At 72.8% G+C, this 13,850-nt stretch carries 12 protein-coding genes; 8 read left to right on the forward strand and 4 right to left on the reverse strand.

Annotated features, from left to right (window positions below; all coding sequences use genetic code 11):
• Positions 1 to 19: 19 nt before the first annotated feature.
• Entirely contained in the window at positions 20 to 1,108 is a 1,089-nt protein-coding gene (locus tag ABZ898_RS11220) for an AfsR/SARP family transcriptional regulator (protein ID WP_361655790.1), read from the reverse strand.
• Between the two features lie 266 nt (positions 1,109 to 1,374).
• On the opposite strand from ABZ898_RS11220, the gene ABZ898_RS11225 reads away from it, so the two are divergent.
• Positions 1,375 to 1,566, forward strand: coding sequence for a hypothetical protein (locus ABZ898_RS11225; protein WP_361655791.1), 192 nt, complete (start codon positions 1,375 to 1,377; stop codon positions 1,564 to 1,566).
• Positions 1,567 to 1,635: 69 nt separating this feature from the next.
• Here ABZ898_RS11225 and ABZ898_RS11230 read toward each other — a convergent pair whose 3' ends face one another.
• The gene (locus ABZ898_RS11230; protein WP_361655793.1) at positions 1,636 to 2,604 is read right to left on the reverse strand and encodes a DUF5996 family protein; all 969 of its coding nucleotides are present in this window, start codon (positions 2,602 to 2,604) and stop codon (positions 1,636 to 1,638) included.
• Positions 2,605 to 2,861: 257 nt separating this feature from the next.
• Between ABZ898_RS11230 and ABZ898_RS11235 the strand changes: the two genes are divergently transcribed.
• The 4 genes from ABZ898_RS11235 to ABZ898_RS11250 all read left to right on the forward strand — a co-directional run bounded on the left by ABZ898_RS11235 (position 2,862) and on the right by ABZ898_RS11250 (position 7,533).
• Positions 2,862 to 3,974, forward strand: coding sequence for an LLM class flavin-dependent oxidoreductase (locus ABZ898_RS11235; RefSeq protein WP_361656294.1), 1,113 nt, complete (start codon positions 2,862 to 2,864; stop codon positions 3,972 to 3,974).
• On the forward strand, positions 3,971 to 4,576 hold the full coding sequence (locus ABZ898_RS11240) for a CE1759 family FMN reductase (protein ID WP_361655794.1): 606 nt from the start codon (positions 3,971 to 3,973) through the stop codon (positions 4,574 to 4,576). The genes ABZ898_RS11235 and ABZ898_RS11240 overlap by 4 nt, the downstream gene beginning before the upstream one ends.
• A 173-nt stretch (positions 4,577 to 4,749) precedes the next feature.
• Positions 4,750 to 6,600: an arabinofuranosidase catalytic domain-containing protein gene (locus ABZ898_RS11245; RefSeq protein WP_361655796.1), complete on the forward strand. Its 1,851-nt coding sequence runs from the start codon at positions 4,750 to 4,752 to the stop codon at positions 6,598 to 6,600.
• Positions 6,601 to 6,738: 138 nt separating this feature from the next.
• Positions 6,739 to 7,533 carry an SDR family oxidoreductase gene (locus ABZ898_RS11250; RefSeq protein WP_361655799.1) on the forward strand — a complete coding sequence of 265 codons (795 nt, stop codon included), beginning with the start codon at positions 6,739 to 6,741 and terminating at the stop codon, positions 7,531 to 7,533.
• Positions 7,534 to 7,569: 36 nt separating this feature from the next.
• Here ABZ898_RS11250 and ABZ898_RS11255 read toward each other — a convergent pair whose 3' ends face one another.
• Positions 7,570 to 8,115 carry a GNAT family N-acetyltransferase gene (locus ABZ898_RS11255; protein WP_361655801.1) on the reverse strand — a complete coding sequence of 182 codons (546 nt, stop codon included), beginning with the start codon at positions 8,113 to 8,115 and terminating at the stop codon, positions 7,570 to 7,572.
• Positions 8,116 to 8,316: 201 nt separating this feature from the next.
• Between ABZ898_RS11255 and pgm the strand changes: the two genes are divergently transcribed.
• Positions 8,317 to 9,957 carry a phosphoglucomutase (alpha-D-glucose-1,6-bisphosphate-dependent) gene (gene pgm / locus ABZ898_RS11260; protein WP_361655803.1) on the forward strand — a complete coding sequence of 547 codons (1,641 nt, stop codon included), beginning with the start codon at positions 8,317 to 8,319 and terminating at the stop codon, positions 9,955 to 9,957.
• A 27-nt stretch (positions 9,958 to 9,984) separates the two neighbouring features.
• On the opposite strand, the gene ABZ898_RS11265 is transcribed toward pgm, so the two are convergent.
• Positions 9,985 to 10,884, reverse strand: a complete 900-nt coding sequence (locus ABZ898_RS11265) for an SGNH/GDSL hydrolase family protein (protein ID WP_361655805.1) — start codon at positions 10,882 to 10,884, stop codon at positions 9,985 to 9,987.
• Positions 10,885 to 11,073: 189 nt separating this feature from the next.
• Here ABZ898_RS11265 and ABZ898_RS11270 point away from each other — a divergent pair, with 189 nt between their 5' ends.
• A complete protein-coding gene (locus ABZ898_RS11270; RefSeq protein WP_361655807.1) occupies positions 11,074 to 11,730 on the forward strand; it encodes a 1,4-alpha-glucan branching protein in 657 nt (218 codons plus the stop codon).
• A gap of 249 nt (positions 11,731 to 11,979) precedes the next feature.
• Entirely contained in the window at positions 11,980 to 13,833 is a 1,854-nt protein-coding gene (locus ABZ898_RS11275; protein WP_361655810.1) for a M1 family metallopeptidase, read from the forward strand.
• Positions 13,834 to 13,850 lie beyond the last annotated feature (17 nt).

The following is a 13,850-nucleotide window of genomic DNA, read 5'->3' on the forward strand; positions in this document are numbered from 1 at the left end:
CGAAGAGGGTGGGGAGCGGTCAGCCGGCGGGGGGTGGGGTGCGGTCCGCCGGGTCGTGCGGTGCGGTGGCCGGGGGGCTGGTGCCGGCCGCCTGGACGAACAGCCGCAGCAGGTCGTGGACCCGGTAGCGGCCCGGCGGGTCCTCCTCCAGCAGCCCGGCGTCGACCAGTGCGCGCAGCACCAGCGCGCCCGGCGCCGGGGGAGAGGCCCGCTCCAGAGCGGACGGGGCCCTGGCGGGCGCGGAGGGCGGCACACCGGCGGCGGGCAGCGCCGGGCGCCCGCCGTACGGCTCGCCCCGCAGCACGGCGAGCTGGAGACCGCGCAGCGCCGCACCCGGCTCCACCCCCAGTTCGGAGGTGAGATGGGCGTGGATGCGCCGGTACTCCGCGAGCGCCTCGGCCCGCCGGCCCGAGCGGTACAGCGCCTCGATGAGCAGCGCCGACAGCCCCTCGTGACCGGGCTGCACGCGCACCGCCTCACGGGCCTCGGCGACCATCTCCCGGTGTCTGCCCAGGCGGAGTTCGCCGTCGAAGACCCGCTCCACGGCCAGCAGCCGCTCCTCGGCCAGGCGCGGCACGTGGTCGCGGTGCAGCTCGTCGGAGTGGACGTTGCCGAGCAGCGGCTCCCGCCACAGCCCGAGCGCGGCCCGCGCCAGCCGCAGCGCGGCCTCCGGGTCCTCACTGGCCGAGGCCCGGCCGAGCAGGTCGCGGAAGTGCAGGAGGTCGAGGGTGTCGGCGTCCGCCTGGAGCCGGTAGCCGCCGGGCACCGCCTCGATGGCGCGGTCGGCGACCCCGTACTTGGCGAACAGGCGGCGCAGTCTGAGGACGCAGGTGTGCAGCGCCGACCGGCCGCCCGCGGGCGGCCGGTCGCCCCACACCACGCGCTGGAGCAGCTCGCCCGGCACCACGGCGCCGGGGTGCAGCAGCAGGGCGGCCAGCAGTGAGGTCGGTTTGGAGGGCTGGAGGACGACGGTCTCGTGGCCGTCGGTGATGGCCAGCAGGCCGAGGACCTGGAAGCGCGGGCGGCCCGGATGTGCCGCGGCGGCCTGCTGATCGGGAAGGGCGCCGTCGGGCGCAAGGATTCCGGTCTTCACCACAGCCTTTCGCATCGCACGGTAAGTGATGCACCAACGGCCTTGCGCGACAGGGCACTTGTTCACACCAGGGGTGCGGTACGTGAACAAGTGATCTGTTGAGACGGGAACTTAGAAGCGAACAGGCCGGTGCGTCCAGTGGTTGACGCGAAACACCTGATGACGCCCCGGAGTACACGGAGCTTTTGCCCGGGCGTTGTTGGCGCCCGCCCGGCCAGGGCATACCCTCCCGGTGAAGTGGCACGGCACGCTCCCGCCGGGCCGCGCGAAGGGGAGGAACCATGCCGTGGTGGGCGCTGATCCCGGTCGTCTCGATGATCACCGGGCCGGTCGCGCTGTACGTCCTGAGCCGGCGCAAGCGCGTGTCAGACGACGCCGACGAACGGTACGAGGAGCTGTCCCACAAGTACGACGAACTGCTGGCGGAGAACCGGGCGGCCAAGCCCCCGGCCACCGGCGAGCAGCACGGCTGAACCCGGCCGGCCCCGTCCCGCCCGGCCCGGCCGGACCTTCACTCCTCGGCCCGGCCGGACCCGTTCCCTTCAGCCCGCCTGCCCCACGTTCTCGGCCGGCTCGTGCTCGCTCATGTACCAGCCGTCGACCCGCGGCCCGGCCAGGTCTTCCGGCCAGCCGGCGGTCTCCACTGCTGTGCCGTAGACCGCGTCACCGAACCTGACGATCGCCCCGTGCGGGTCCGGCAGCCGGCGCAGGTTCTGCCAGGGCAGCAGCACGAGCCCCAGGTCCGGGTGCCACTCGGCGCCCTCGACACCCCAGGAACGGTCTGCGAGCCCGTCCGGCTGCGGCCAGATGTAGGCGTACATCCCGATGTCCAGCGGGCTGCCGCCGTCCCCGTGGGTGTTGTCGAAGGAGAACCCCACCGACACGTACTCGTGCAGCTGGGCGTTCCGCATGAACGGCGGGCCCTCGGGCGCGGGGGCCGTCCGCTTCGGGCGCCACCGGGTCGCCGAGAGGTCGAACCCGCCCCACATCACCCCGACCCGCGGCCGGTGCCCGAGGAACGGCGCCTGCCACGCCTCCAGGCCGTCCGCCGCCAGATCGAACGCCTCCCACATCAGGCGGGCCGAGTGCGCGTCCCACACGCGGCGCACCCGGTCGTCCTCGAAGTTCGGCGGGGCGGCGGGCATCTCGCAGATCTGCGCGCTGCGCGGATGCGGGATGCCCAGCTCGGAGGCGGCCTCGCAGAACTCCGCGAAGAAGTCGGCGACCGACGTCCGCCCCAGCGACAGGGTGCGCGTGGCGCGGTCGCTCTCGATCACCACGTCACCGTCGAGCAGGCGGTAGTGCACCGTGAAGGTGACCCCGTCGCGTCGGAACGTCGGGGTGCGCAGCCCGCGCGGGGACACCTCCAGCACGATGTTGCCCCAGCCGACCTCGAAGGGGTCGTCCAGCGAGTACTTGCCCGCTACCTGAACCACCCGGTTCACATATTCGATCATGGGCGCCAGTTCCGCGTGGTCCAGTACCGGCCACGCTTCGGGACGTTCGCTCACGGGAGCCTCCCGGCGGATCGATCCACGTGTCTGCGGCGGCCGTGGAACCACCTCATTCGCGGCATGACAGTCGCACGACCGCACATCCCCCGATTCTCCCACGCGCCCCGGAGGCCCGCCTCCTTCCCGCCCGTGCCGGATCGCACCCGGCGTGAAACGATGACGGGAGCGCGGCACCCCACCTCAGCACGCGGTTTCCGCAGAAGCGTCTGAAGGAGCCCAGCATGGCGTCGTCCGAAACGACCGGCGCGGCCGGGATGCAGTTCGGCATCTTCACCGTCGGGGACGTCACCCCCGACCCCACCACGGGCCGCACCCCCACCGAGGCGGAACGCATCCAGGCCACCGTCGCCATCGCGCGCAAGGCCGAGGAGGTCGGACTCGACGTCTTCGCCACCGGCGAGCACCACAACCCGCCCTTCGTGCCGTCCTCGCCGACCACCCTGCTCGCCTACATCGCGGCGCAGACCGTGCGGATCATCCTCTCCACCTCCACCACCCTGATCACCACCAACGACCCGGTGAAGATCGCCGAGGACTTCAGCGTGCTCCAGCACCTGTCCGGCGGCCGCACCGACGTCATGCTGGGCCGGGGCAACACCGGTCCCGTCTATCCGTGGTTCGGGCAGGACATCCGCCAGGCCATCCCGCTCACCGCGGAGAACTACGACCTGCTGCGCCGCCTGTGGCGCGAGGAGACGGTCGACTGGGAGGGCAAGTTCCGCAGCGCGCTGCAGGGCTTCACCCTCGCGCCCCGCCCGCTGGACGACGTGCCGCCCTTCGTCTGGCACGCCTCCATCCGCACCCCCGAGATCGCCGAGCTGGCCGCCTACTTCGGGGACGGCTTCTTCGCCAACCACATCTTCTGGCCGGCCTCCCACACCAGGGAACTGGTCGCCCTGTACCGGCGCCGGTTCGCCCACTACGGCCACGGCACCCCCGAGCAGGCCGTCGTGGGGCTCGGCGGGCAGGTGTTCATGCGGCCGAACAGCCAGGACGCCGTCGACGAGTTCCGGCCCTACTTCGACAACGCCCCGGTCTACGGGCACGGGCCCTCGCTGGAGGAGTTCACCCGGCAGACCCCGCTCACCGTCGGCTCCCCGGCCGAGGTGGTGGAGAAGACGCTCGGCTTCCGCGAGTACGTGGGGGACTACCAGCGGCAGCTGTTCCTCATCGACCACGCCGGGCTGCCGCTGAAGACCGTCCTCCAGCAACTCGACCTGCTCGGCGAGGAGGTCGTCCCCGTACTGCGCCGGGAGTTCGCCAAGGGCCGGCCCGAAGGCACCCCGGCCGCCCCCACCCACGCCTCGCTGCTGCGCGCACGCGAGAGCGGAGAGCCGGCCGGCGAAGGCACCCCGGAGGCACGATGAAGATCACCGTCATCACCGGCGGGCTGCGCGAGCCGTCCTCCACCCGGCTCCTGGCGGACCGGCTCGCCGCGGCCGTCACCCGTGAACTCGACGCACAGGGCGAGCCGGTGGAGCTGACCTTCGTCGAACTGCGCCCGCTGGCCCACCCGATCATGGACGCGATGCTCACCGGGTTCACCGGCGAGGCGCTGGACTCGGCGTTCGCCACGGTCGCCGGGGCGGACGGGGTCATCGCCGTCACCCCCGCCTTCAACGCCTCCTTCAGCGGGCTCTTCAAGTCGTTCTTCGACGTGCTCCCGGAGGAGACCCTCTCCGACATGCCCGTCCTCATCGCCGCCAGCGGCGGCACCGAACGGCACTCCCTCGTCCTCGAACACGCGCTGCGCCCGATGTTCTCCTACCTCCACGCGATCGTCTCCCCGCGCCCGGTGTACGCCGCCACCAGCGACTTCGGCACCCAGGACGGAGCGGCCCTCGGCGCCCGCATCACCGCGGCGGCCAACGACTTCACCCGCCTCCTCGGCGCCTGCGGCCCCCGCACCCACGAGACCCAGGAGGACGCGGACCTGGCGACGATGCGGGGGCTGCTGGGCGACGCGTAGCGTGCGGCCGCAGCCAAAGCAACAAATCACCACACAGGCAAAAGCTTGAACAAGTCTGAAGCAACAATTCTTGACGCGTTCGATCGCCCTTCGTACGTTCCCGAGCGGCCGTGAGGAGTCGTCGACTCCGTCTCCCCACCGCACGGCCGGCGAAGGAGCAGACGATGCGCGCAATGAGATCCGCCGTGTTACCCGGCGCCCGCGGGCGCCTGCGGGCTGTTCTGGCCGTACTCGCGCTGCTGCTGGGCGCCTTCGCCGGGCTGAGTGTGCCCGCCCAGGCCGCGGGCTCGCTGCCGTGCGACATCTACGCCGCCGCCGGCACCCCCTGCGTCGCCGCGCACAGCACGGTCCGGGCACTGTTCTCCGGCTACGACGGCCCGCTGTACCGGGTCACCCGCGCCTCCGACGGCGCCGCCACCGACATCGGGCTCCTGGCCGCCGGGGGCTACGCGGACGCCGGCCGCCAGGACACCTTCTGCGGCGGCACCACCTGCCGCATGACGAGGATCTACGACCAGACCAGCCGCCACAACGACCTCGACCCCGGCCCCGCCGGCACCGCCGGAATGGGCGCCGACCGCGCCGCCGACGCGAGCGAACTCTCCGTCACCGCGGGCGGCCACAAGGTCTACGGCATCTGGATCTCACCCGGCGTCGGCTACCGCTCGCACGGCGCCGCCTCCGGCGTCGCGGTGAACGGACAGCCCGAGGGCGTCTACATGGTGGCCAGCGGCACCCACGTCGGCTCCGCCTGCTGCTTCGACTACGGCAACGCCGAACGCACCCCCGCCGACACCGGCAACGGCCACATGGACGCCGTCTCCATCGCCACCACCTGCTACTTCGCCCCCTGCACCGGCAGCGGCCCCTGGGTCGAGGCCGACCTGGAGAACGGCATGTTCCAGGGCGACAACGGCTCCAACCCCGCCAACCGGGGCAACAGCAGCACCTACGTCACCGCCGTGCTGAAGAACGACGGCCAGACCCGGTACGCCCTCAAGGGCGGCAACTCCCAGACCGGTCCCTTGAGCACCTGGTGGGACGGCGCGCTGCCCTCGCGCGGCGGCTACCGGCCCATGCAGCAGGAGGGCGGCATCATCCTCGGCACCGGCGGGGACAACAGCAACTGGAACATGGGCACCTTCTTCGAGGGCGCCATGGTCTCCGGCTATCCCTCCGACGCCGCCGAGAACGCGGTGCAGGCCAACGTCGTCGCGGCCGGGTACTCCGGCCAGACCAACGTGCCCAATGGGCCCCAGGACACCGTCAGCGGCCCCGGCGGCAAGTGCGTCGACGTCGCCGCCGACGACACCGGGGTCAACGGCACCGCCGTCCAGCTCTGGGACTGCCAGGGCTACGCCGAGGACCAGCGCTGGACCCACAACCCCGACACCTCCCTCGGCACCATCTCCCGCTGCCTGGACATCAACGGCAACGCCACGGCCAACGGCACCGAGGTCGAGCTGTGGGACTGCAACGGCGTCGGCGGGCAGAAGTGGGTCCAGCAGGCCGACGGCTCGCTGCGCAACCCCCAGTCCGGCCGCTGCCTCGACGCCCCCAACGGCACCTCCGCGAACGGCACCCGGCTGCGGATCTGGGACTGCAACGGCTCGGCCGCGCAGAAGTTCGCCGTCAACGGCGGAGCTCCGGTCGCCGCGCCCGGCGGCAAGTGCGTCGACGTCGCCGCCGACGACTCCGGGGTCAACGGGACCGCCGTACAGCTCTGGGACTGCCAGACCTGGGCCGTCGACCAGCACTGGTTCCACCGCTCCGACACCGCGCTCTCCACCCTCGGCCGCTGCCTGGACATCAACGGCAACGGCACGGCCAACGGCACCGAGGTCGAGCTGTGGGACTGCAACGGGGCCGGGGGCCAGAAGTGGGTCCAGCAGGCCGACGGCTCGCTGCGCAACCCGCAGTCCGGCCGCTGCCTGGACACGCCGAACGGCACCTCCGCCAACGGCACCCGGCTGCGGATCTGGGACTGCAACGGCTCCGCCGCGCAGAAGTTCACGCTGAACTGACGACCCGCCACCAGGGATGGTCCTCCGGTCGCGGGGGAGGGGAACACGCGGGCGGACCGCACCTGTCCGCCCGCCAGGCTCCGCCCCCGCACACTGGGCGCAGCCGCAGCACCCGTACCGGAAGGAACCACCCGCACCATGCACATCGACCTGACCGGACGCACCGCCCTGGTCACCGGCTCCACCCAGGGCATCGGCGCGGCCATCGCCGTGGGCCTCGCCCGCGCCGGTGCGCGCGTCGCCGTCAACGGCCGCGACGCCGAACGCGTCGCCGCGAGCATCGCCGAGTTCTCCGAGCAGGTGCCGGACGGCGAGTTCGTCGCCGCCGCGGGCGACGTGTCCACCGAGGAGGGCGCCCAGCAGTTGCTGCGCGACCTGCCCCAGGTGGACATCCTCGTCAACAACCTCGGCATCTTCGGCACCGCGGACCCGCTGGAACTCACCGACGACGAGTGGCGGCGCTACTTCGAGGTCAACGTCCTCGCCGCCGTCCGGCTGACCCGCCTCTACCTGCCCGGCATGACCGGCCGCGGCTGGGGCCGCGTGCTGTACATCGCCAGCGACTCGGCGATCGTCATCCCGGCCGAGATGATCCAGTACGGCATGTCGAAGACCGCGCTGCTCGCGGTGAGCCGGGGCTTCGCCAAGAAGGCCGCGGGCACCGGGGTGACCGTCAACTCCGTCATCGCGGGCCCCACCCACACCGCGGGCGTCGAGGACTTCGTCTACGAACTCGTCGACAAGGACCTGCCCTGGGACGAGGCCCAGCGGGTCTTCATGCGCGAGTACCGCCCGCAGTCCCTGATCCAGCGGCTGATCGAGCCCGAGGAGATCGCCAACATGGTGGTCTACCTCAGCTCTCCCCAGGCGTCGGCCACCACCGGGGGAGCGCTCCGCGTGGACGGCGGCTACGTGGACGCCATCCTGCCCTGACCGTCCCGCCCCGACCGGCCCGCCCGCCGGGAGACCTCAGGCGTGCCGGACGTGCACATGGCCGTCGAGGGGGAACTCCGGCGGCGCGGCGGGCAGCACCCCGGACGGTTCGTAGCCGCACTTCAGCGCCACCCGGCAGGAGGCGGTGTTGTCCATCTGGTGCACCAGCTCCAGCCGGGTCAGCCCCCGGCCGAACGCCCACTCGGTCACCGCCGTCAGCGCGCGCGGAGCCACGCCCTGGCCCCGCGCCGACGCGGCCGTCCAGTAGCCGACCTCGGCACGCGTGCCGCCCGGCTCGACGCCCGTGAGCGCGATGTGGCCCAGCAACTCGCCTTCCCCTTCGGGAAGTTCACCGGCGACGACGGCGAAGCCCAGGAGGCCGCCGCTCTCCCGGCCCTCGGTCTGCCGGGCGATCCAGCGCGCGGCGGCCGGTTCGTCGTCCACGGCCGACGAGATCCAGTGCCGCAGCGCCGCGTCGTCACGCTGCACCCGCACCAGCTCGGCCGCGTCCTCCGCACGCCACGGCCGCAGCAGCAGCGGCCTCCCGCCACCCGCCGTCACCCGCACCACAGTGCCGCTCACGTCTCCCCCTCCGGCAACCCCGCTCCCACCCGGCCATGCTTGCACAGAAGCCCAGTTGGGCAGAGAGACAGACGCGCCCCGGGGCCACCGCCGGCCGCGAGCGGGCGGCGCCGCGCCGGGTCCGTTCGCCCGCACGGCCTGTGACAAGCCAAAATGGCCCCGAGCTTTCGAATGAGAACACCGATGCGGAGGAGCGGACCCATGGCGCACGAGCGAGCCGGCCGTCCGGCCGGGCCCGAGGACCTTGTCGATGTGGCCCGCCTGGTCACGGCGTACTACGCGCTGCACCCCGACCTGGCGGACCCCGCCCAGCGGGTCGCCTTCGGCACCTCGGGGCACCGCGGTTCGTCGCTGGCGGCCGCCTTCAACGAGGACCACATCGCCGCCACCAGCCAGGCGATCTGCGAGTACCGCGCCGACCAGGGCATCGACGGCCCGCTGTTCCTGGGCGCCGACACCCACGCCCTGTCCGAGCCGGCGAAGGTGACCGCCCTGGAGGTGTTCGCCGCCAACGGCGTCACCGTGCTCGTCGACAGCGAGGACGGCTACACCCCCACCCCGGCCGTCTCGCACGCGATCCTCGCGCACAACCGGGGCCGCACCACCGGCCTCGCGGACGGCGTCGTCGTGACCCCCTCGCACAACCCGCCCGCCGACGGCGGATTCAAGTACAACCCGCCGAGCGGCGGCCCGGCCGCCTCCGACGCCACGTCGTGGATCCAGGACCGCGCCAACCAGATCATCGCGGGCGGCATGAAGGACGTACGCCGCTTCCCCTACGCCCGCGCGCTCGCCGCCGACACCACCGGCCGGTACGACTTCCTCGGCACCTACGTCCGCGACCTGCCCAGCGTGCTGAACCTGGACGCGGTCCGCGAGTCCGGCCTGCGTATCGGGGCCGACCCGCTCGGCGGCGCCTCCGTCGCCTACTGGGGCCGGATCGCCGACGAGCACGGCATCGACCTGACCGTCGTCAACCCGCACGCGGACCCCACCTGGCGCTTCATGACGCTGGACTGGGACGGCAAGATCCGCATGGACTGCTCCTCCCCGCACGCGATGGCCTCGCTCATCGAGCAGCGCGACCGGTTCGCCCTGTCCACCGGCAACGACGCCGACGCCGACCGGCACGGCATCGTCACCCCCGACGCCGGTCTGATGAACCCCAACCACTACCTCGCCGTCGCCATCGACTACCTCTACCGCAACCGCGAGCAGTGGCCCCAGGCGACGGGCATCGGCAAGACCCTGGTCTCCTCCACGATGATCGACCGGGTCGCCGCCGACCTGGGCCGCCGTCTGGTCGAGGTGCCGGTCGGCTTCAAGTGGTTCGTGGACGGCCTGCTCAGCGGCGACCTCGGCTTCGGCGGCGAGGAGTCGGCGGGCGCCTCCTTCCTGCGCCGCGACGGCTCGGTGTGGACCACCGACAAGGACGGCATCCTCCTCGCCCTGCTCGCCTCGGAGATCACCGCCGTCACCGGCCGCACCCCCTCCGAGCACTACGCCTCCCTCACCGACCGCTTCGGCGAGCCCGCCTACGCCCGCATCGACGCCCCGGCGACCCGCGAGCAGAAGGCGCTGCTCGCCAAGCTGTCCCCGGCGCAGGTCACCGCCGACACCCTGGCCGGCGAGGAGGTCACCGCCGTCCTCACCGAGGCGCCCGGGAACGGCGCCTCCATCGGCGGCATCAAGGTCACCACCGCCAACGCCTGGTTCGCGGCCCGCCCCTCGGGCACCGAGGACGTGTACAAGGTGTACTCCGAGTCCTTCCTCGGCCCCGACCACCTCGCCCGTGTGCAGGAGGAGGCCCAGGGCGTCGTCCTCGGCGCGCTCGGCGACTGAGCCGAAGAAAAGCGGGGACGCGGCCGGTCAGTGCCGCCCGTGTCCCCGCTCCAGCCGGTCCAGCACCGCCCGCGCCATCGCCGCCTCGCCCCGCGCGTTGGGGTGGGCGGGGGCCGCGGGGGAGGCCGGCCGCAGCGGTTCGATCCAGCGGTCGGCGGGCGCCTTGCACATGTCGTGGCCGACCGTCGGCCTGTACGTGTCGACGTACTCCGCCCGGTCGAAGGCCGCGACCAGGCGCAGCATCAGGTTGAGCCGCTTGCCGGTGTCCCGCAGGTACGGGAAGTCGCCGCGCGCGAACGGCACGTCGGGGAAGCAGCCGGTGCCGTCGTCGGGCAGCAGGTCCGGGTAGCCGACCAGCAGCACGCGCGCGTGCGGAGCGCGTGCGCGCACGGCCCGCAGCACCCGGTCGACCTTGGGCGCCGTACGGGCCACCGCCGCCGTCAGCTCGTCGTATCCGGCGGCCCGGTAGGAGCGCTCGCACGGGTTGCCCCCCGGGTCGGTGGCGCCGAGCCGCGCGCAGGTGGCGATGATCGAGCCGAAGCCGACGTCGTTGCCGCCGATCTGCACGGTGACCAGATCGGTGCCCCGGTCCAGCGCGTCCAGCTGGGGCGCGTTGGTGCCCTGCGCCCGCCACATCTCGGCGGTCGTCGCGCCCGAACAGCTGACGTCCTCGAAGGTGCCCGTCCGGCGTCCCGCGGCCACCAGCGAGGGGTAGTTCCGGTTCGAACGGGCGCAGTTGGCGTCCACCTGGTCCGGTATCGACGGGCCCGAGGTGTACGAGTCGCCGAGCGCCACATAGTCCGTACCGTGTCCGGCGGGCTGCGCCGCCGCCGGCACCACCGAACCGGCGACCAGGGCGCAGCCGCCGAGCAGCGCCCCCAGCACGGCCCGCCGACGCCTTCTCGCCGTCTCTCCGTCACGCGCCATGAGATCGTCCCCCTCGCTCGCGGCCCGGCGCTCCCCGCGCCCTCGACCGGCCTTGTATACCTCCGGGCCGGCCCCCGCGACCAGAAGCCGGACCACGTCAACTTCCGCACCGCAGGTCACAGTTGCCGCAGGGCCGGTGTGGAAGACTCCAGAGGTTTCCGTCACCGTACGCAGGAGGGGCACCGCTCGATGGCCGTCATCCACAAGACCACCCTCACTCCCACCAAGGTCGAACTCCTCGCCACCTGGCTCCCCACCCGCCCCTGGTACCGCGGCCCCGGCGCGCCCGAGCTGGAGCGGACAGGCGGCTTCCGGCTGGACGACCCCGCGGGCGAGGTCGGCATCGAGTTCATGGTGGCCACCGACCGCTCCACCCCCGAGCCCGTCTCCTACCTGGTCCCGCTCACCTACCGAGGAGCCCCCCTCGCCGGTGCCGAGGACGCCCTGATCGGCACCACGGAACACGGTGTCCTGGGCAAGCGCTGGGTCTACGACGGCTGCCACGACCCGGTGCTGACCACCGCACTGCTCGCCCTGATCGGCGGCACCGCCCAGGCCGTGGCGCAGAGCGTCACGGACACCCCCGACCACGAGGTCGTCCGCTCCTTCACCGGCGAGCCCCTCCCGGGCGCCGCGCACACCCCGGCCCCCGCCGACGACGCGGACGGCACGGTCCTGCCCGCGCCGCACGGCACGGTGCTGCGGGTCCACCGCGTCCTGGTTCCCGTCCCCGGTGCCGAGCCGCCGGCCCGCCCCGAGGGCGCTGTCGGCCATGTGGCGACCGGCTGGGCCGGCCCGGACGGCACCCGGCTGCGCGCGGTCTTCATGGAGCTGCGCACCGCCTGACGCGGCGCGGCACCGGCGCCCGGCGGGGAGGGCGCCCGGTGCCTGGCGGCGGGGCGGCGGCGCCCCGCGCGGCTCTCTGGCATGCCCAAGTCAAATCTGTCACTCTTTCGGAGGCCACGCCCGCAGGGGCGCGGCGCGGTACCGCACAGAGATCGCGCACCCCCGCCCCCCGGCCGCCCCGGCACGCACCCCGCCCGTCAGGCGGCCACCGAGCAGGCCGAACCCCGGCCGCCGCCGAAGGAGTAGCGTGTGAGACCCACCCCCTACCGGAAGCTCGGCACCGGCGCGCTCACCGCAGCCGCCCTGATCGCCCTCTGTCTCCCCGGTACCCCCGCGGCCGCCCGGCCCTCGGCCGCCGCCGCGTGCACCCCCGCGCAGACGGTCGCCAACGGCGGCTTCGAGAGCGGCACGTCGCCCTGGACCCAGTCCACGTCCGGCCTGATCACCAGCCGCACCGGCCAGAGCGCCCACGGCGGCACCTCGTTCGCCTGGCTCGACGGCACCGGACGCACCCGCACCGACACCCTCACCCAGAGCGTCACCGTCCCGGGCGACTGCTCGACCGCCACCCTGAGCTTCCACCTCCACGTCGACACCGCCGAGACCACCTCGTCCACGGCGTACGACAAGCTCACCGTGAAGGCGGGCTCCACCACGCTCGCCACGTACTCCAACCTCGACCGGGCCTCCGGCTACGTCCGCAAGACGGTGGACGTCTCCTCGTACGCGGGCCAGACCGTGAGCCTCTCCTTCACCGGCACCGAGGACTCCAGCCTCCAGACCAGCTTCGTCCTGGACGACATCGCCCTCGACACCTCGGGCACCACCACGCCGCCCCCGGCCGACAGCGTGCGCACCCCGGCCGCGCCCGCCTACACCGTCAGCCTCAGCAGCGACAGCACGGGCACCGTCTGGAACGGGCACCAGAGCGCCACCTTCACCAACGCCTCGGCCACCGCGCTCGGTGAGGTCTACCTGCGGCTGTGGGACAACTACCACGGCACGTGCTCGGCGCCGCCCATCAAGGTCAGCAACGTCACCGGCGGCACGGCGGGCGACCTCTCGGTGGCCTGCACCGCCCTCAAGATCACCCTCCCGGCGCCGCTCGCCCAGGGGCAGAGCGCCACCATCGGCTTCGACCTCGGCATCACCGTGCCCGAGGGCGCCGACCGGTTCGGCCACGACGGCGCCTTCAGCTTCATCGGCAACGCCCTGCCCGTCCTCGCGGTCCGCGACGGCGGCGGCTGGCACCTCGACCCGTACACCAACAACGGCGAGTCCTTCTACTCGCTGGCCGCCGACTTCAAGGTGACCCTCGACCACCCCAGCACCCTGCTGGTCCCCGCCACCGGCACCTCCACCGACACCCCCGGCACCAGCGGACGCACGGTCACCACCGCCACCGCGTCCAAGGTGCGCGACTTCGCCTGGGCCGCGGGGCCCTTCAGCAAGATCTCCGGCACCTCCCCCGGCGGGGTCCCGGTCAACGTCTACTCCGTCTCCAACATCAGCTCCTCCAGCGCCCAGTCGATGCTGAGCACCGCCAAGAGCGCCGTCGACGCCCACGCCGGCCGCTTCGGGGCCTACCCCTACGGCGAGCTGGACGCGGTCATCGACAACAACTTCTGGTTCGGCGGCATGGAGTACCCCGGCTTCGTCCTCGACCTGGTCAGCACCACCGCCCTCACCCACGAGATCGCCCACCAGTGGTGGTACGGCATCGTCGGCGACGACGAGTACAACAGCCCCTGGCTGGACGAGTCCTTCACCGACTACGCCACCGACCTCGCCCAGGGCAAGACCGGCTCCGGCTGCTGGAGCAGCGTCTCCTGGGCCTCCAGCGCGGAGAAGATCACCAACGCGATGGCCTACTGGGACACCCACTCCTCCCGCTACTCCACCGTCGTCTACGGCTACGGCAAGTGCGCCCTGCACGACCTGCGCCGCGTCCTCGGTGACACCGCGATGGCCAAGCTGCTGAAGGACTACGCCACCGCCCACTGGTACGGCGTCTCCACCACCGCCGAGTTCAAGGCCGCCGCCCAGGCCGCGACCGCCACCGACCTCACCTCCTTCTGGACCCAGCACCGCATCGAGGGCTGAGCCGTCCGGCGCGCGGC

The organism is Streptomyces sp. NPDC046860 (assembly GCF_040645115.1).
In the GTDB taxonomy this organism is placed as follows: domain Bacteria; phylum Actinomycetota; class Actinomycetes; order Streptomycetales; family Streptomycetaceae; genus Streptomyces.

Bases quoted from the DNA above. Each gene is read 5' to 3' on its own strand.
- ABZ898_RS11220 (WP_361655790.1), bottom strand. From the start codon at position 1,108: ATGCGAAAGGCTGTGGTGAAGACCGGAATCCTTGCGCCCGACGGCGCC.
- ABZ898_RS11225 (WP_361655791.1), top strand. From the start codon at position 1,375: ATGCCGTGGTGGGCGCTGATCCCGGTCGTCTCGATGATCACCGGGCCG.
- ABZ898_RS11235 (WP_361656294.1), top strand. From the start codon at position 2,862: ATGCAGTTCGGCATCTTCACCGTCGGGGACGTCACCCCCGACCCCACC.
- ABZ898_RS11240 (WP_361655794.1), top strand. From the start codon at position 3,971: ATGAAGATCACCGTCATCACCGGCGGGCTGCGCGAGCCGTCCTCCACC.
- ABZ898_RS11245 (WP_361655796.1), top strand. From the start codon at position 4,750: ATGAGATCCGCCGTGTTACCCGGCGCCCGCGGGCGCCTGCGGGCTGTT.
- ABZ898_RS11250 (WP_361655799.1), top strand. From the start codon at position 6,739: ATGCACATCGACCTGACCGGACGCACCGCCCTGGTCACCGGCTCCACC.
- pgm (WP_361655803.1), top strand. From the start codon at position 8,317: ATGGCGCACGAGCGAGCCGGCCGTCCGGCCGGGCCCGAGGACCTTGTC.
- ABZ898_RS11265 (WP_361655805.1), bottom strand. From the start codon at position 10,884: ATGGCGCGTGACGGAGAGACGGCGAGAAGGCGTCGGCGGGCCGTGCTG.
- ABZ898_RS11270 (WP_361655807.1), top strand. From the start codon at position 11,074: ATGGCCGTCATCCACAAGACCACCCTCACTCCCACCAAGGTCGAACTC.